This window comes from Citrobacter sp. Cf136 (genome assembly GCF_030333815.1).
GTDB lineage: Bacteria > Pseudomonadota > Gammaproteobacteria > Enterobacterales > Enterobacteriaceae > Citrobacter > Citrobacter freundii.
In genome coordinates, this window is sequence record NZ_JAOWFE010000032.1 from 470,052 (window position 1) to 486,210 (window position 16,159).

Annotated in this window: 18 protein-coding genes and 1 riboswitch; of the genes, 4 read left to right on the plus strand and 14 right to left on the minus strand. The window is 52.0% G+C overall.

Going from position 1 to position 16,159, the window contains the following annotated elements; all coding sequences use genetic code 11:
* Positions 1-8 precede the first annotated feature (8 nt).
* From pduP to pduA, 14 genes are read right to left on the minus strand one after another with little or no spacing between them, the layout of a single operon-like run.
* Positions 9-1,394, minus strand: a complete 1,386-nt coding sequence (gene pduP, locus OGV98_RS06465; RefSeq protein ID WP_138828678.1) for a CoA-acylating propionaldehyde dehydrogenase PduP — start codon at positions 1,392-1,394, stop codon at positions 9-11.
* A complete protein-coding gene (gene pduO, locus OGV98_RS06470) occupies positions 1,391-2,398 on the minus strand; it encodes a two-domain cob(I)yrinic acid a,c-diamide adenosyltransferase PduO (RefSeq protein WP_003839001.1) in 1,008 nt (335 codons plus the stop codon). The genes pduP and pduO overlap by 4 nt, the downstream gene beginning before the upstream one ends.
* A gap of 8 nt (positions 2,399-2,406) precedes the next feature.
* A complete protein-coding gene (locus OGV98_RS06475; protein WP_003030211.1) occupies positions 2,407-2,682 on the minus strand; it encodes a EutN/CcmL family microcompartment protein in 276 nt (91 codons plus the stop codon).
* A gap of 3 nt (positions 2,683-2,685) precedes the next feature.
* The gene (pduM, locus tag OGV98_RS06480; RefSeq protein ID WP_044711266.1) at positions 2,686-3,177 is read right to left on the minus strand and encodes a microcompartment protein PduM; all 492 of its coding nucleotides are present in this window, start codon (positions 3,175-3,177) and stop codon (positions 2,686-2,688) included.
* Positions 3,174-3,806, minus strand: coding sequence for a phosphate propanoyltransferase (locus OGV98_RS06485; RefSeq protein ID WP_003030214.1), 633 nt, complete (start codon positions 3,804-3,806; stop codon positions 3,174-3,176). Before OGV98_RS06485 ends, pduM begins: the two co-directional genes overlap by 4 nt.
* Complete coding sequence (locus OGV98_RS06490; RefSeq protein ID WP_016150574.1) at positions 3,806-4,270, minus strand: BMC domain-containing protein; 465 nt, start codon at positions 4,268-4,270, stop codon at positions 3,806-3,808. Before OGV98_RS06490 ends, OGV98_RS06485 begins: the two co-directional genes overlap by 1 nt.
* 24 nt (positions 4,271-4,294) lie before the next feature.
* Complete coding sequence (gene pduJ / locus OGV98_RS06495; protein WP_001057752.1) at positions 4,295-4,570, minus strand: propanediol utilization microcompartment protein PduJ; 276 nt, start codon at positions 4,568-4,570, stop codon at positions 4,295-4,297.
* Between the two features lie 19 nt (positions 4,571-4,589).
* Positions 4,590-4,940, minus strand: coding sequence for a glycerol dehydratase reactivase beta/small subunit family protein (locus tag OGV98_RS06500; RefSeq protein ID WP_049002268.1), 351 nt, complete (start codon positions 4,938-4,940; stop codon positions 4,590-4,592).
* The gene (locus tag OGV98_RS06505) at positions 4,930-6,762 is read right to left on the minus strand and encodes a diol dehydratase reactivase subunit alpha (protein WP_003839013.1); all 1,833 of its coding nucleotides are present in this window, start codon (positions 6,760-6,762) and stop codon (positions 4,930-4,932) included. Before OGV98_RS06505 ends, OGV98_RS06500 begins: the two co-directional genes overlap by 11 nt.
* A gap of 15 nt (positions 6,763-6,777) precedes the next feature.
* Positions 6,778-7,296: a propanediol dehydratase small subunit PduE gene (gene pduE, locus OGV98_RS06510; protein WP_003030243.1), complete on the minus strand. Its 519-nt coding sequence runs from the start codon at positions 7,294-7,296 to the stop codon at positions 6,778-6,780.
* 14 nt (positions 7,297-7,310) lie between these two features.
* Positions 7,311-7,985: a propanediol dehydratase medium subunit PduD gene (pduD, locus tag OGV98_RS06515; protein ID WP_032936764.1), complete on the minus strand. Its 675-nt coding sequence runs from the start codon at positions 7,983-7,985 to the stop codon at positions 7,311-7,313.
* Between the two features lie 10 nt (positions 7,986-7,995).
* A complete protein-coding gene (gene pduC / locus OGV98_RS06520; RefSeq protein ID WP_136346068.1) occupies positions 7,996-9,660 on the minus strand; it encodes a propanediol dehydratase large subunit PduC in 1,665 nt (554 codons plus the stop codon).
* Positions 9,661-9,678: 18 nt separating this feature from the next.
* Positions 9,679-10,491, minus strand: coding sequence for a propanediol utilization microcompartment protein PduB (gene pduB / locus OGV98_RS06525; protein WP_003030252.1), 813 nt, complete (start codon positions 10,489-10,491; stop codon positions 9,679-9,681).
* Positions 10,491-10,772 (minus strand): propanediol utilization microcompartment protein PduA, encoded by a 282-nt coding sequence (gene pduA / locus OGV98_RS06530; protein ID WP_003030255.1) that lies wholly within the window; start codon positions 10,770-10,772, stop codon positions 10,491-10,493. The genes pduB and pduA overlap by 1 nt, the downstream gene beginning before the upstream one ends.
* Positions 10,773-11,297: 525 nt before the next feature.
* On the opposite strand from pduA, the gene pduF reads away from it, so the two are divergent.
* From pduF to cbiB, 4 genes are all read left to right on the plus strand, one after another.
* Complete coding sequence (gene pduF / locus OGV98_RS06535; protein WP_003030258.1) at positions 11,298-12,107, plus strand: propanediol diffusion facilitator PduF; 810 nt, start codon at positions 11,298-11,300, stop codon at positions 12,105-12,107.
* A gap of 203 nt (positions 12,108-12,310) precedes the next feature.
* Positions 12,311-13,222: a transcriptional regulator PocR gene (gene pocR, locus OGV98_RS06540; RefSeq protein ID WP_003030260.1), complete on the plus strand. Its 912-nt coding sequence runs from the start codon at positions 12,311-12,313 to the stop codon at positions 13,220-13,222.
* 332 nt (positions 13,223-13,554) lie between these two features.
* Positions 13,555-13,729, plus strand: a riboswitch (cobalamin riboswitch).
* A gap of 88 nt (positions 13,730-13,817) precedes the next feature.
* Positions 13,818-15,197 (plus strand): cobyrinic acid a,c-diamide synthase CobB, encoded by a 1,380-nt coding sequence (locus OGV98_RS06545; protein ID WP_138828677.1) that lies wholly within the window; start codon positions 13,818-13,820, stop codon positions 15,195-15,197.
* Complete coding sequence (gene cbiB / locus OGV98_RS06550) at positions 15,194-16,153, plus strand: adenosylcobinamide-phosphate synthase CbiB (protein WP_106107199.1); 960 nt, start codon at positions 15,194-15,196, stop codon at positions 16,151-16,153. The genes OGV98_RS06545 and cbiB overlap by 4 nt, the downstream gene beginning before the upstream one ends.
* The last annotated feature ends 6 nt before the right edge of the window (positions 16,154-16,159 follow it).

Genomic DNA, 16,159 nt, shown 5'->3' on the forward strand with positions numbered 1-16,159 from the left:
CGGCCCCATTAACGAATAGAAAAACCGTTTGTCAGCACGCAACGACGAGAGCGTGCGAAAGTGCGCGCAGATGTTGTTCCTTCACCGGTTGGCGTCGCAATAGTGAAGGTTGTAAAGCCTTCACCACCAACGCCGATCCCGGCGTAAGAGGGGCCATTTTTCACAAAGATGGAGGTCTGAAGCGTGCGCGCGGCAAGGTTCAAACGTGACACATTTTGCGAATGCATAATGGCCGTGTGATGCAATCCCTCTTCAACCTTCAGGGCCAACGTTAATGCACTATCAAAATCGCTCACCGTTACGACGGGGAGCATTGGCATCAGTTGCTCGCTGGTAACCCACGGGTCGTCCGCCTGGACGATGCCTATCAGTAATCGAGGTGCTTTTGCCGGAACCGGTATTCTTGCTGCTTCCAGTAAGGTTGCCGGGCTTTTACCCACCAGTTTTTTATTGGCTATGCCTTCTGGTAGGCAGATGGCTCGCAGTTTGTCTACCTCTTCTCTATTGAGAAGCATCGCACCAAAAGACTGCATCTGTTGAACCAGTCGTTCGGCAACGGCATCAACAACAATCAGGCTCTTCTCAGCAATGCAGGGGAGGTTGTAATCAAAGGATGCGCCATTGATGATATCTTCCGCCGCCTTAACCAGGTCGGCCGTTTCATCAACAATGCAGGGTGGATTTCCTGCGCCTGCGCCGATGACTTTTTTCCCGCTTTTCATGCCCATAGCAACAATGCCTGGGCCACCGGTAATCGCCAGAACTGCGATTTTAGGGTGCGCCATCATCTGCTGGGTAGCCTCAAAAGTGGGTTCTGTGACAGTGACGACAAGATTACGAATTCCGCAGCAACGGAAAGCAATATCTTCAATCATGGCAATCAGCTTGAGTGAAACCTTTTTAGCACCCGGATGCGGACTGAAGTAAACGCTATTCCCTGCCGCCAGCATGCTGATGCTGTTGTTAATAATGGTCTCTGTCGGATTAGTACTGGGGGCGACAGAACCAATCACGCCAAACGGTGAATACTCGAATAACACCATGCCGCCATCGCCGGTTAGCGCAGTTGTGGTGAGATCTTCGATACCCGGAGTGTTGTCCAGCGCGGCTTTATTTTTAAGGAACTTATCCTCTTTGTTGCCCATACCCGTTTCGGCAGCGCTCTCAGAGGCCAGTGAAGCAAGATGAGGCGTCAGTTCTTCGCGTAGGGCGTTTATGATGGCGCTGCGGGTTTTCAATGGACATTGCTGGTAACGCAGAAAAGCCTGATGAGCGGCATCGATCGCTTCGCCAACGGACGGAAAAATACCGTTACCCTTAACTTCTGCTTTTGCCGGGGCGAGTTGCTCACTCAAAATGTTACGAATAAGGGTTTCAAGTTCTGAAGTATTCATTGATGTGTTCTCACGTTAATCGCCGCAATGGCCGTTTCTGCAATGTCCATATCCTGTTCAACGCTTCCTCCGCTGATGCCAAGACCCCCGAGGAGTAAACCCTCACGCCATAATGCGTACCCGCCACCGAAGGTGACGACTTTTCCCTGCATATGGCTTTCCAGACCGTAAAGCGCGGCGCCTGGTTGTACTACTGATGTCAGCTCATGAGTGGCGGTTTTCATCGCCACGGCAGTCCAGGCTTTTTTCGGTGCCAGTTCGCTACTCACGAGTAATGCGTCAGGCATGCGCCAGGCCACCGTTTGGGTCCCGTTCGCATCAACAATGCTAATGACGACCGGAACCTGAAGTTCTTCTGCTCTCGTCACCGCAGCACGAGTGAGTTGGTGGAGCTCCTGAAAAGACAGAGACATAGTCGGCTCCTTTGTGGCTGGTGGTTGAACGGCAGCGAGATAGCGCTCAGCCACTTTCTCAATGATTTCGTTTTGATGGGCGTCATGATCTTCTGCTCGTGCAAGCGCATATAAGCAGTCGGACAGGCGGTTGATATAACGCATCAGCACGTGTCTGACGGAGATCTCGGTGGACAGCTCGACCAGTCGTCTCTCTGCGCGGCGTGCCAGAGTTCGGGCAAAGTGCAGTCGGCTGGCGGCTTCGCTGCGGCCTGGTAAAATAAAGCTGCGCAGGGGCGGTACTCTTCCCATTGCGATATCGATGGCACCTTCCAGTGCCGCAATTTCTTCTGAGCTGATGTAGCGCTGCTCTGGCGTCGGTTCTTCGCTTTCGCTTGCCAGTTCGGCGCTGAACCAAAAAAGCTGCAGCTGGATATTTTCAAGTAACTGCCGGTGCTGAGGGTTTTTCGCCACGCAAACGCACAGGCTAAGCGCCGCATTCAGTTCGTCCAGCGTACCGTAGGCTTCCACGCGCGGATGCGTTTTGCTCACGCGCTGTCCGGTAAATAGGGCTGTGGTTCCGGCATCACCTGTGCGGGTATAAATCGCCATAGTTCCTCCTAACGAGAAAGCGTGTCGACAATGCCGACGATAGCCAGATCGATGGCCTCATTAGGGCCGGAAAAAACGTGTCTGGCGCTTGACCCGCTGCTGAGTAATACCAGTTCGCCGGTCCCCGCGCCGACAGAATCAACAGCGACTTCATCTCCACTCACTGGGGACGCAGGAAGCTCTCCGTCAGCACTTACCCGACGTACCAGCAACAGTTTTTTTCCCACCAGTGATGGAGATTTTTGCGTGGAAACCACAACGCCTGTAACCCGTGCCAGATGCATAGCTCACTCCTGCTTAATTAGTTGGACATTTCGCAGACTGACAGCTTCCTGAGCCAGAGCCGTCACGACACATCGACGGCGTAGCACCAGTACGCCATCCCTCAATTGGGCGACGTCGGCATAGCTGAGAAGCTTCTCAGGATGCAAAAAGATGATTCGCCCCAGTTCGTCACTGAATTCCAGCGGCAGACGCGCGAGTTTTTTCACGGGGATTGCGGGTAACAATCGGTGTTGTAGTGAAATCTTCACGCGGACTCCGCATGCCAGCGCGTCGTGAATCGTTACCACCGACATGTTGACTGGGCAGCCTTCGGCAATTTGCTCCAGTAATGGCAGGTCCACTTGCTGGAGAAGGAGCGATGAGTACTGGCAGCATACTGTCCGTGAATCGATTTCCCGTAACTGCGCGACGCTAAGAGTGAGCGTGCTTTCCGCGCGTTTTTTTAATCGGGAAACAACCTCCTCGATAATGCGTTGCAGCAGTTCGTTGTTCATCGTGAGGTCACCAGTGTGGCGAATGCCTGGGGATTATCAGCGCCTGCAGCATTGGCTTCGTCTGTATCGATATGCATTTCGAGGCGCATATCCGGCGAAACGCGTACGGCGACGTTATCGAAAATCAGTCGACGTTCATCGCCATTAATGGCGACCGAGACTTTATCACCATGGGAAACTCGCAGAATCAGAGCATCGAGCGGCGACATATGGATATGCCGTTGGGCAACGATCACCCCGGATGCTAACTCCAGTTCAGCAAATGGGCTGACAAGACGAACACCGGGTGTGCCCTGAATATTGCCCGACATCCGCAGCGGAGCAGCAATTCCCAACGTGCGGGCGTCGGTACGAGAAATTTCGACCTGGCTGGTATTGCGCAGCGGGCCGAGTAAACGCACATTTTTTAACTGACCTTTTGGCCCCACCAGCGTGACAGTCTGCTCTGCTGCATATTGCCCTGGCTGCAGCAGCTCTTTTTTCTCACTAATTGGGTGATTGGGAAACAAGCGACCGTAATCTTCAGCGCACAGATGAATATGCCGATTAGAGATCCCCAGCGGAATCGGGCGCTCGCGCATTTCATCCAGAACCTTAGCGACAGTGGTTTCCAGTTGCTGTTTATCCATCACGCTTCACCTCGTTTGCCGGAGTGAAGACAAAGTGTGCGCGGCTCACCTTTTTGGCGAGGGCAGGCAGGATCAAGACACAAATTGCAGCTAATCAATTCTGCATCTTGCGGTGCTTCGGGTGCCGCATGGTCTACAAATATCTCTTCATGCGGTATGGCTGGTATGGGTTCGGGTGTTGGTTCAGGCTCCAGGACAACGCTATGCGACAGGATCCCGTCCCCGGGTCTGGAAATGACTTTGTGGGCCACCAGTCCATCTCGCTGGTCAGCGAAACTGACACCGGTGGAAATGGCCGCCTGGACGGAGGCCACATCCCCGATTATCTTGATCACCGTCCAGCCTGAGCCGTTGGTTTTTTCGAGGCCCACCAGCGTGATGGAGGCGGCTTTCGCCATGACGTCCGCGCAACTGATGGCTAATGCCAGACCACTAACTTCAAGTAATCCCAGTGATTGCTTCACGCTGTGCTCCTTGGTTGCAACGACTTATGCGGATTTAGGTAAAATGGCTTCAACGTCGCTGTGCGGACGCGGGATAACGTGGCAGGATTTCACCTCACCAACGGCGCTTGCGGCTGCGCTTCCAGCATCTACGGCTGCTTTCACCGCACCGACATCACCGCGAACCATCACGGTGATGAGGCCAGAGCCGATTTTTTCGTAACCAACCAACTGCACGTTTGCGGATTTCACCATGGCATCAGCGGCTTCAATAGCGCCGACAAGCCCTTTTGTTTCAACCAGTCCCAGTGCGTTATTCATACTGCTTTTCTCCTGTGGGTTATGAGTGGCATTCCCGGAACGGAATGCCTTTAACCAGCCGCGCAGCGTTGTTACCAATGCTGCGGCGATCGTGGCTATTTTGTTGATACGTCAGCGTAAAAAGCGGTGCTGATGAGGGTAAGTTTTTGTAATGCACGACCAGTTTTTCACGGCTACAGCCAATACCAACCAGCAATGGTGATTGGCAGGCGGCCAACCATGCGTTGTGGATAACGTCAGTTGAGTCACTCTCCTGAATCACAAAGGGGATCCCTTCTTCTTCAATACCCAGCAGTACGTCGTTCCAGACGTCAGCGCAGTCAGCACTGATGAAGATAACGATGGCTGGCGTGGTGAGATTACTTTCCATGAGCGAATGCCTTATGCCAGGAGAGAATCAGCCCTGTCGCAACCGCATTGCGCGGACCTTCGGTACCACGAATATTGCCGCGCCCGGCAACCAGTCGATAATGCGCCAGAGCATCGGTGACTAGCTGCGGAACTTCAAAATCCAGGGATGAGCCGCCAACCAGTACCACAAAGGGAATATCCCGAATGTTCCCGGTCGGACTCACCTGACGTAGCGCTCTGAGTGCGTTAGTAACGAAAACGCGTTCCTTAGCACTTCGACGAATGGCTCGTACTTTCTCCAGCGCCAGTTCACCCGGCAGTGGCACCAGTTCATCGGGCTTCACTACGCACACGCGCGCAAAAACCGTTGGCGGGAGAGGCGTAGGGAAGAACTGAACGCTGCCGTCTTCGTGGCGAAGATGGAACAAGCTCTCAACTTTCGCCAACGGATACTTTTTAATCTCTTCCGCGAGGTAACGGTCATCCAGACCCAGTTCACGGGCAATGATCATCGTGACCATATCGCCTGCACCCGCCAGGTGCGTGGCAATAATTTCGCCCTTAGGATTGATGATAGAAGCGTCGGTTGAACCCGCGCCGAGGTCCAGAATAGCCAGTGGTCGCGTGGTGCCCGGAGTAGTTAAGGCCCCCAGAATGGCAGCTTCGGCTTCGGCCCCGCCAACCTGGACGTCAATGTTGAGCTTTTGCGTGATCTCCTGGGCAATCATCGCCATTTGCAGGCGGTCTGATTTCACCATGGAGGCTATGCCGACAGCCTGTTCCAGCGAGAACTCACCGGCAAGTCCACCCGTCACGCTGACAGGAACCGAGGTATCGACCGCCAGCAGATCCTGAATAAAAATTTCATGACTGGGTTTATTGGTTAATTCAGCCATCGTCTGGCGCACATGCTCCAGCATGCCGCCAATATTGGTGCCAGCTTCTCCAGTAACGTTATCCAGTTTCGGGCATTCACCAACCGCTTTCATAATCGCTTCGGCGCCCGCTGCAACGTCGACCCGTACTGTACGACCCTGAGACTGTAGCTCCAGATTTCCGGCAGGAATCGCTCGCGCTTTCACATCACCTGACGGCGTTTTCACCACCACGGCTGAACGGTTGCCGATCAGCGCCCGTGCCATCGGAACAATGTTTTTAGTCTCATCGGCATTGAGGCCAAAGACAGTTGCAATACCGTAGGGGTTAGAAAGCGTTTCAATAACCTTTCCTGGTACGGCGACCTCAATGGCAGCCAGCATCCCCAACGGGATACGGTCAATATGAAGGACTTCATCGACGATGGGCAGGGGATGAGTCAGACGATTACTGACCAACACACCATCGTCCTGCTGCAAAATAACACCAGTCAACTGGTATCCGGCACGGACGGAGGCATTAATCATCGTAGCAACATCGGCGAAATCAAATGCCGATGACACCACCAGAATATAGGGCGTATCCGCCGGGCGACTGAGAAGGTCTTCCGGCGTAATAGTGACGCCCACGCCTAACCCGACACCGCCCGGTGTTTTAGGGTTATGGCCGATCATGGTGGATTCAGTGATGATGGTTTCGGTTATTGTTTCCATCGCCACGTCGCCAATGACCGGGGTGGCTTCGTTAATACGGATGAGCGAAATATCGCTGACATTGATACCGGCGTTTTTTGCCGCCAGCGTAAGGGCCTCCTGAATGCCAAACACATTACGTAATGTGCCCTTAATTCCGGTGGTTTCTGCCAGCGCGCTGCCGGTGATGCTCAGCACGCCAGACTCATCCAGAGTAGCCAGAGCGACTTCCGTTGATGAGTTGCCTATGTCAATGCCAGCTATATATCGCATGATCCTGTCCCTGAGTTAGTCGTCGCCTTTGAGTTTTTTACGCTCAACGTACAGCGCTGCCGCTTCACGAACGAAAGCTGCACAGATTTTTGCCTGATAACGATTTTCGAGATCGTCGGCGATAGCCATCAGCTCATCTTTTGTTGAGCGGTACGGGCGCAGCGCGTTGTAGATCTCAAGAATGCGATCGTCAGGAACAGCGGTTAGCTCGGCAGCGCGCTCAAAGTTCATCGCCAGCCTGTCACGTCCGGCATCTTTGGCGATTTCCGCCTGGAGGCGCAGTGTTTCAGGGGTGATGCGCATGTCCTGCGCGGTCACTTTGTTGCTCAGAACATTTTCAAGCGTGAAGTCGTCCAGCGTTTTGTTGGTCGCAGTTTTTACCCACTCAGGATGTTTATTCGCGAGAGGGTAATCCGTGACTTTCGCGGTATGTGCTGATGAACTCGCCGCGGGCGGAGTCGCGGACTCGCCTTGCAGGCTGTTCATCCGGCTCAACACATCCCGAACCATCGATTCAATTGCGTCGGTATTCATGGAGGTATCCTTTATCAAAGCGCCACGCGCAGTTCCTGCGGGTTTTTGCCTGTCACAACGTATTTGGTCTCTTTAATGTGCAGAATGGCTGATTTCGCCTGGTACTTAGGACGAGCCATCTGGTCATTCAGAGTCGGGACCGGTTGCGGAGATTCACGCTTGGCATAACGCGCGGCGTTTTTACCGATCTGACGATAGGTTTCCAGCGTCAGAAGCGGTGCCTGAGGGAACAGCTCCAGGTTTGAAAGCGGCGGTAACCCCTGCTGGTGGATAACCGTCGTGCCTTTTGACTGGATACCAATAGAGATCCCGGAACCGCTCAGACGGTTACCCTCAACGGCAACAAACGCCACATCGGAGGATTTAAAGCAGCGGATAACGCGCGCTTTAATGCCTTCTTCTTCAATACCGGCAATCACTTCGCGCAAGATATTCTTATGCGGGATCCCTACAATATTGACGGTTTGTGACAGGCCAAACGCCGGCCCTACGGCAATAATCACTTCGTCCTGTTGCTGGCCTTGTTTGGCTTCACCAATCTCGGTCAGAAAGCTGTCGCCCTGTGCCGTAGCAGCCTGAGGTGCGCTTGCCGCTGTAGATGCACGGAAAGAGACGGGTTTGTCGCTGGTCTGCATTTCAGACAACACATCTTCAATTATCTGACGCAGCAGTTTTTCATTAATTTCCATTTTTCACCCCTTAGCCAAGCTCGTTGGGATCAAGTGCGCCAGGGATGTTTTTGATCTCTTCCCAGCGTTCGCCTTGCAGGCGATAACCTGTTGCCGGACCGGCATAGTCGTTAACATCATTGACAGCGGATAGCACCTGTCCGTCGCCAACGATAATGGCGGAGGTATGCAGGTAATCCCCGGTTAACTTGGCTTTCTGGATGTTGAGCATGTCCTGAGCGACATCGGTAAATCCGCCCTGAGCAAGGGCTTTCACCACTTCCAGACCGTTACGGTTTTTGTTGATGATCTCTTGTGCAAACTTGATATCTTCAACGATGTTACGTTCCGGCATATCTTTCGAACCGTGGGCGTAGGTCGCCGCTTCCACTTCTTCATCAGTGATTGGCGGTAATCCCATCCCGGCAAAGACGGCCTGCAGCGCACGCGCCGCTTTGTTACGAATGGCGATAACGTCTTCTTCACGAACCGGGCGCAGACCACCGTCTACTTTCAGGTCACGCTGGAGAACGTTGTAGTCGTCAAAATCTTCAGCATCCTCGTTCGAACCCGCAAACATGTTGTCGTAGTTCGGCACCGCGGAATAACCAGAAGAAATGAAGTCAGTACCCGGCAGGAACTGCATCAGTAGACGCGCAGTACGACGCATATCCGAGTGGGTAAAGGTTTGGTCGTTGCTGGAGGCGCATTCCAGATCCAGAGAGGAGCAGATCAGGTTTTCAGCCAGCACTGCACGAATTCCTGACGGCACGGCGGAAGGGACTCCGATGCAGCTTACGGAACCGTTTTGCAGACCCTGTACGCCAGCAGCTTTGGTGATGTAAATACAGCGGGCTTCCAGATAAAGCATCGATTTGCCTTCGGCGTAACCCATCTGAACTTCTGAGCCAGAGCCGGAGGTAAAGCGCATTTTCAGACCACGGGATGCGTAGGATGAGGCGAGGAAGCCTTTAGACCATGGCGTGTCATCGCCGTCGGTAAATACGGGTTCAGTACCATAGACGGAGATGGTTTCAGCGTAGCAGGTGTGGCCTAGCATCCCGAGTTTGAGTTCGGTTGCTTCTTCCAGAGAACACTGAGTTAACACGCCCGGGCGTCCAACCTGTGAGCCGACTAACAGCGCAATGGCGTTAAATGGCGCATAACGCGCAACGGCAACGGTCGTTTCCTGTTCGTCAAATCCACGCCATGCGCCTTCAGCGGCATCAGCGGCAATTTGCACGGGGTTATCTTTGACATTAGTGACGTGCGCTTGTTGAGATGGTGTACGACGAGCACGCATTTTCTGCATGGCCATCATCATCTCAACGACGTTCATATTGGACACGACTTCGACAATTTTTGCCGGCGTCATTGCGGTGGTCAGCGGCACAATGTCTTTGCGCTTCACGTTAGGATCGCAAAGCATATTGGCCAGTTTGACCGAATCCATCGCCATGACTTCTTCAGCGCGCGCCAGGTTAATGCCATAGCGGGCAATAAAATGGTCGATTAAGTCAAATTCACTAGCGGATTTACCGTCCAGTTCAGTGACTGTACCGTTGACGATTTTAATCGACGGTTTGGGGTCGTTCGGGCTTTCCATCGCAATGAAGCCTTCTTCGATCCACTCCTTAACGAAGCCATCCTGATTCACAGGGCGCTTCGCCAGTGCTTCAAATCTTTTCGATCTCATGAATCAGCCTCACTGATATCAGATGTAGGACGGACGATCGTTTTTCGGCTCTGAGCCGAGGGTCCCGAGTACGGTTTTACCGATTTCACGGGCGGAGATAACAGCCTGACGAACAGCGCCAGAGTCACCCGAAATAACCAGAATGGCTTCGTTACTGAAGCTGGTGCCATGAGCAGGGGAGCTGTAAGCCACAACTTCCACGTTGGCGGATTTCAGGGCAGTATCAGCCATCAGGACACCAACGGATGCTGGTGCGCCGACGATGACGCCACAGGCACGACCAATCGGTGCGCCAAAGGCTTTTTCCAGCGCGTAGCTGGCGCGTGCGGTGTACTGCATTTCGATGTGACCGGCTTCGTTGGCATAAACGTCGCCAAAGGTGCGATCCAGTTCTTTCAGTGCAACTTCAATGCCGCGTTTCACGTCGGAAACATCGTTGCCGCCAAGAATAATCAGCGAGCCATGACCTGCGCCGCCTTTGGTATCACGTGGTAACTCAATACTGACGACTTCAGTATTGGTGGCTTTCACCGCTTCATCAGCGGCCATGATGTGTGGACCCGCACCAGTACGGGCGCCAAGGATGCCAATGGAGCGATAGCGTTTTTCAAGTTTCATTGCGTCCAAGAGGGCACTGTCTACGTTGGCGATTACCAGACCGACGGTGTCGCCAATCGCGGTACCGACAAACTCCGTTAAACTGCAGCTTTTCTCTGCCATAGCCGTTTCTCGTGTTGGGTGATTATTTTCTGGGATAGCCTGCTGTTCCGGCGTTGCCACGCGAGCAATCACCTGCGCCATGATCTGTTCAACCAGTTCATTGCTGCTCATTAGCTAATTCCCTTCGGTAAGATTTTTTCTACATCGGTATGCGGGCGTGGGATAACGTGTACGGCTTTCACTTCTCCCACATTACGGGCTGCGGCGGCACCGGCATCTGTTGCTGCTTTGACTGCGCCGACATCGCCGCGGACAATAACTGTTACCAGCCCCGAACCAATTTTTTCGTAGCCGACCAGCATTACATTGGCTGACTTCACCATTGCATCTGCGGCCTCTATGGCTGCAGTTAAGCCTTTGGTTTCTACCATTCCTAACGCTTCTTGTTGCATAAAGACCTCGCCTGGGTTGTCCCGATTTTCATGACTATAAAAAGAAGCGAGGAAAAAGAATGGCTGAGTTGAAAGTAAGAGTGAAAAAATAGTGGGGTTACGGTGAGATAAAATTGCTGTTAGTTATTGTAATGCCCTGTTTTTGTTAGTTATTTTAAGCTTTATCGATATGACTATTTGGTTATGTTAATTCCATATTTACACTTTTCTGAGTGACAGTTTAAATATCATTTGCTATGCGAGAAAAATGAAATTGTGATGATCGTTTGAAAATGGAATTCTGCTTTTCGCAATATTTTATTATTTTGAAAATGTACTTTTAATAGGGTGAATCCTCGTTTTGTCACCTGTTTTAATAAAGGTGATAGCAAAATTTTGCTATCACAACACGATTTTTAAGGGTATGTCGCTTGCAGATTGCCAACAATTTGCCGATACAGATTTTTATAGTAAGTCTTGAAGTAATCTTCCTGCCAGCAAGGAGTCCGCTGGTAAAGACACGAACTCTGCTTAGAAGGTGTCACAATGAACGATTCACTAAGAGCGCAATGTATTGCTGAGTTTTTGGGTACCGGGCTATTTTTGTTTTTTGGTATTGGGTGCCTGAGCGCCCTGAAGGTCGCGGGTGCCAGTTTGGGATTGTGGGAGATCTGCATCATATGGGGCTTGGGGATCTCGCTTGCAGTTTACCTGACAGCCGGGATTTCTGGGGCCCATCTCAATCCCGCTATTACCATCGCACTTTGGTTGTTTGCCTGTTTTCCTGGTCGTAAAGTACTACCTTATTCTGTCGCTCAGATAGCGGGTGCCTTTGGTGGCGCTATGCTGGCCTATTTGTTGTACGGCAGTTTATTTATTGAGTATGAATCAGCCCACCAAATGGTACGCGGCAGTCTCGAAAGCCTGCAACTTGCCAGTATTTTTAGCACGTATCCTGCCGCCGCACTGAGTGTCTGGCAGGCCGCACTAGTCGAAGTGGTGATTACCTCCATTCTGATGGGGATGATTATGGCGCTAACGGACGACGGTAACGGCGTTCCCAAAGGCCCTCTGGCACCACTGTTGATTGGTATTCTGGTTGCTGTTATCGGCGCATCAACCGGTCCACTTACCGGCTTTGCGATGAATCCGGCACGTGATTTTGGTCCTAAATTGTTTGCCTGGATGGCCGGGTGGGGTGATGTTGCGATGACCGGCGGGCGCGATATCCCTTATTTCATCGTGCCGATTGTGGCTCCCATCATCGGCGCCTGTGCGGGCGCAGCAATTTATCGTTATTTTATTGGCAAAAATTTACCGTGTAATTCGTGTAAGTTGGAGGAAAACGAGAGCTAGCTTCATGAAAGATGTTTATTATTGAAAGGTAAAAACTGTTTTCGTGATCCGGTTTCCTGAACGGCTTAAAAAGTCTCCCAAGAATGGGAGACTTTTGTTATGTTCAATGCTGACTTTCATCAGAGCGCTGGATCGCGAGATGAAAATGAATGTGTGAATAATATGTTTTATTTATAACAATAAATTAACTGAGAGGTTTTATCATGATTTCTGCGAGTGCCCTGAACTCAGAACTCATTAATAAAATCGCACAGGATTTTGCACAGGCCACCAGTCTGGCTGTTGTGGTTGTCAATATTCACGGTGATGAAATTTCTGAGCTTTTTAATTTCACTCCTTTTTGCCAGTTGATGCGCCAGCATCCTCAGCATAGTACGCGTTGTCGTATGAGCGACCGCTGTGGCGGGTTGGAAGCCTCTAAGTCCGATCAACCCTGCATTTATCGCTGCCATGCCGGGCTTACCGATTTCTCAATTCCGCTGGTCATCGCGGGACACCTGGTAGGGTTTGTGCTTTGTGGACAAGTACGCTTAAGTAACGATGTAGGCCTCGTTGATATTCTGAACGTCGATGACCGCTGGCAAGCCGATCCAGAGCTGGTCAACGAGTTCCGTAATGTTCCTGAGATGGACTATTCTCGAGTCATTGCCTCAGCGGATTTACTCAAGCTCATCGTCGAAAATTGCCTTAAGAAACAACTCAATTTTGTTGTTATCAAAGATAACCCGCAGCAGTCAGAGCCGGTACGCGCTAACCGCAGTACCAACCCCCATGACAGTAAAATGAAAAAAGCCCTGCGCTACATTGATGCACATTTATCAGACGAGTTGCGTCTGGAAGATGTTGCCTCTCATGTTTTCCTTAGCCCGTACTATTTCAGCAAATTGTTCAAAAAATACCAGGGTATCGGTTTTAACGCATGGGTAAACCAACAGAGAATGGCAAGTGCCAAAGAGTTGCTTTGCCACAGTGACTGGAGCATAGCCAGCATTGCGCGTAATTTAGGCTTTTCGCAAACCAGCTATTTTTGCAAAGTGTTCCGTCAAACGTATCAGGTTACGCCGCAGGCATTTCGCCAGCAAATTAATGTCATTTCACGCGGAGAGTCCGCTTAAATAGCAATATTTTGCTATTGCCGATTTTTGATATGTGGTGCTATGTCCGTCATTATAAAATGAAAAATAATGACAGCTGCCAATAAATTGTCATAGCGCAACAAAATAATGGTATTAGAGGGATAAACTGCACCAGTTTTTATTTTTGTGATGAGATACAGTGTCTGTGTGAATGACTTTCTTTATTCTTAGCTGATACTTTCATTCAAAAAGTGAACGTATGAATATGTGGGAAAAGGCCAGGAAATTGGCTGAATGAATTCGGAAAGATATTAAACTGAATTATTGTCATGAGGTCGTGAATTTACCTCATAACAGAGAGCTTAATTAACCAGGCTCTTGAACTGACAGGTTTGCCACATATGTGGTAGGGAAGGGGGTGAGAATCCCCCGCAGCCCCCGCTGCTGTGATGCTGACGACCCCGTATGGACCACTGATCGCAAGATTGGGAAGGACGGGTGAGGATGACGCTAAGCCAGAAGACCTGCCTGTCAGTGACTACCAACAACTTCGGTGGGAAGTGGGTGGTTCAGATGCATACAGTCGAGAGACTGGGTATCTCTACACCCCTACCACCCTGAACAGGATCAGGGTATGGCGGCCAATTTTCACGCATTTGTTCTTGCAGGTACCGGAAGCGGCTGTGGTAAAACCACGGTGACGCTGGGCTTGTTGAGCTTGTTGAAAAAACGCGGTTTGCGCGTCCAGCCTTGCAAAGTGGGTCCTGATTACCTTGATACCGGCTGGCATACAGCGGTATGCGGTACTGCTTCCCGCAATCTTGATAGCTTTATGCTTCCCGTCCCCACGCTGAACGCTCTATTCAATGAGCAGATGCAACATGCGGATATCGCTGTTATTGAAGGTGTGATGGGGCTGTATGACGGCTATGGTACCGACCCAAACTACTGCAGCACCGCCGCGATGGCTAAACAGTTAGGCTGTCCGGTCATCTTACTGGTTGATGGCAAAGCCGTTTCCACCTCAATCGCCGCAACGGTAATGGGTTTTCAGCATTTTGATCTCACCCTGAACATCGCTGGCGTTATTGTTAATCGGGTTAACAGCGAAACGCATTACCAGTTACTGAAAGTCGCAATCGAACGTTACTGCGATGTACCCGTCTTAGGTTACGTACCCCGTATGGATGGGGTTGCCCTTCCCGAACGACATTTGGGTTTAGTCACCGCACGTGAGTCGGTTATCAATCAGCAACCGTGGCAGGAGTTTGCTGCCACGCTGGAGCAAACCCTTGATATTGACGCACTGCTGACATTAAGCCAGTCAACCAATCTTCCTGCTGGCGAATGGCCCGCGCTGCCTGCCGCAGATGCTGGAGCAGGGCTAACGCTTGCAATTGCCGATGACGAAGCCTTCAACTTCTACTACCCGGACAACATTACGCTGCTGGAACGTACGGGGCTTAATATTGTTCGTTTTAGCCCGTTGCACGACACCTGCTTACCCGACTGTCAGATGATCTGGTTAGGTGGTGGATATCCTGAGCTACACGCTGCGGCGCTGGCTCGCAATGTCTCGATGCTGAAGCAACTGCGAGCGGCGCATCAACGTGGCGTCGCGATTTACGCAGAGTGTGGGGGGCTGATGTATCTCGGCAGTTCGCTTGAGGACAGTAACGGCGATACCTGGCTGATGGCGGATATCATTCCCGGCCACAGCAAAATGGGAAAACGTCTGAGCCGATTTGGCTACTGCGAAGCGCAGGCCGCACAACAAACATTGTTAGCAGCAGAAGGCGAAGTGCTGCGCGGGCATGAATTCCACTATTCCGATTTTACCCCTGAAACACCAGCGGTGATGAACTGTCGCAAAGTGCGCGATGGTAAAACGCTGCAAGCCTGGTCTGGCGGCTGGCAGGTCGGAAACACCTTCGCCAGCTATCTACACGTTCATTTTGCTCAACGTCCGCAGATGCTTAGCCACTGGCTGACAGCCGCGAGGAGCGCGCTATGACGATCCTTGCGTGGTGTGTTGCCTGGCTGCTTGATTTTATCATCGGTGATCCGCAGAACTGGCCGCATCCGGTGCGCTGGATTGGCAATCTGATTTCTGCCGTGCAGCGAGTTATTCGGCGTTATTGTCATAGCGACCGTGCGCTGCGCATTGGTGGCGCGGTGATGTGGATTGTGGTGGTTGGTCTGACCTGGGCTGCGTCCTGGGGCGTGCTGGTACTGGCAAAATCTGTTCATCCCTGGTTGGGTTGGGTGGTAGAGGTATGGATGATCTTTACCGTGCTGGCCGGGCGATGCCTGGCGAATGCCGCACAGGATGTCGAACGTCCTCTACGGGCCGGTGACCTTGCTGCGAGTCGGGAAAAACTGTCGTGGATAGTGGGGCGTGATACCTCGCAACTGCAACCGCAACAGATCAATCGTGCGGTGGTGGAAACCGTGGCTGAAAACACCGTAGACGGCATTATCGCGCCGCTGTTTTTTCTCCTTCTCGGCGGTGCGCCCCTTGCGATGGCCTACAAAGCGGTAAACACCCTTGACTCCATGGTGGGCTACAAACATGAAAAATACCGCGCTATCGGTATGGTCAGCGCGCGTCTGGACGATGTCGCGAACTTTATTCCTGCAAGACTGAGCTGGCTGCTGCTGGGCGTGGCGGCATTTTTATGCCGTAAAGACGGCTCGCGAGCTTTACAGATTGGCTGGCGCGATCGCTACAACCACAGCAGCCCAAACTGTGCGTGGTCAGAGGCATCCGTAGCCGGGGCATTAGGCATTCGTCTGGGTGGTCCTAATGACTACTTTGGCGAGCGCGTTGAGAAACCGTGGATCGGTGATGCGCAACGCGACATTTCGGTAGACGACATTTCCCATACGATTCGACTGATGTGGGTGGCATCGACGCTGGCACTGGCGCTGTTTATTGCGCTGCGGTGGCTGTGGGCCGGTGTAGCCTGAGGACAA

Excerpts from the sequence above, each read along its gene's own strand:
- pduP (WP_138828678.1), bottom strand. The coding sequence starts at position 1,394 with ATGAATACTTCAGAACTTGAAACCCTTATTCGTAACATTTTGAGTGAG.
- pduO (WP_003839001.1), bottom strand. The coding sequence starts at position 2,398 with ATGGCGATTTATACCCGCACAGGTGATGCCGGAACCACAGCCCTATTT.
- OGV98_RS06475 (WP_003030211.1), bottom strand. The coding sequence starts at position 2,682 with ATGCATCTGGCACGGGTTACAGGCGTTGTGGTTTCCACGCAAAAATCT.
- pduM (WP_044711266.1), bottom strand. The coding sequence starts at position 3,177 with ATGAACAACGAACTGCTGCAACGCATTATCGAGGAGGTTGTTTCCCGA.
- OGV98_RS06485 (WP_003030214.1), bottom strand. The coding sequence starts at position 3,806 with ATGGATAAACAGCAACTGGAAACCACTGTCGCTAAGGTTCTGGATGAA.
- pduJ (WP_001057752.1), bottom strand. The coding sequence starts at position 4,570 with ATGAATAACGCACTGGGACTGGTTGAAACAAAAGGGCTTGTCGGCGCT.
- OGV98_RS06500 (WP_049002268.1), bottom strand. The coding sequence starts at position 4,940 with ATGGAAAGTAATCTCACCACGCCAGCCATCGTTATCTTCATCAGTGCT.
- OGV98_RS06505 (WP_003839013.1), bottom strand. The coding sequence starts at position 6,762 with ATGCGATATATAGCTGGCATTGACATAGGCAACTCATCAACGGAAGTC.
- pduE (WP_003030243.1), bottom strand. The coding sequence starts at position 7,296 with ATGAATACCGACGCAATTGAATCGATGGTTCGGGATGTGTTGAGCCGG.
- pduD (WP_032936764.1), bottom strand. The coding sequence starts at position 7,985 with ATGGAAATTAATGAAAAACTGCTGCGTCAGATAATTGAAGATGTGTTG.
- pduC (WP_136346068.1), bottom strand. The coding sequence starts at position 9,660 with ATGAGATCGAAAAGATTTGAAGCACTGGCGAAGCGCCCTGTGAATCAG.
- pduB (WP_003030252.1), bottom strand. The coding sequence starts at position 10,491 with ATGAGCAGCAATGAACTGGTTGAACAGATCATGGCGCAGGTGATTGCT.
- pduA (WP_003030255.1), bottom strand. The coding sequence starts at position 10,772 with ATGCAACAAGAAGCGTTAGGAATGGTAGAAACCAAAGGCTTAACTGCA.
- pduF (WP_003030258.1), top strand. The coding sequence starts at position 11,298 with ATGAACGATTCACTAAGAGCGCAATGTATTGCTGAGTTTTTGGGTACC.
- pocR (WP_003030260.1), top strand. The coding sequence starts at position 12,311 with ATGATTTCTGCGAGTGCCCTGAACTCAGAACTCATTAATAAAATCGCA.
- OGV98_RS06545 (WP_138828677.1), top strand. The coding sequence starts at position 13,818 with ATGGCGGCCAATTTTCACGCATTTGTTCTTGCAGGTACCGGAAGCGGC.
- cbiB (WP_106107199.1), top strand. The coding sequence starts at position 15,194 with ATGACGATCCTTGCGTGGTGTGTTGCCTGGCTGCTTGATTTTATCATC.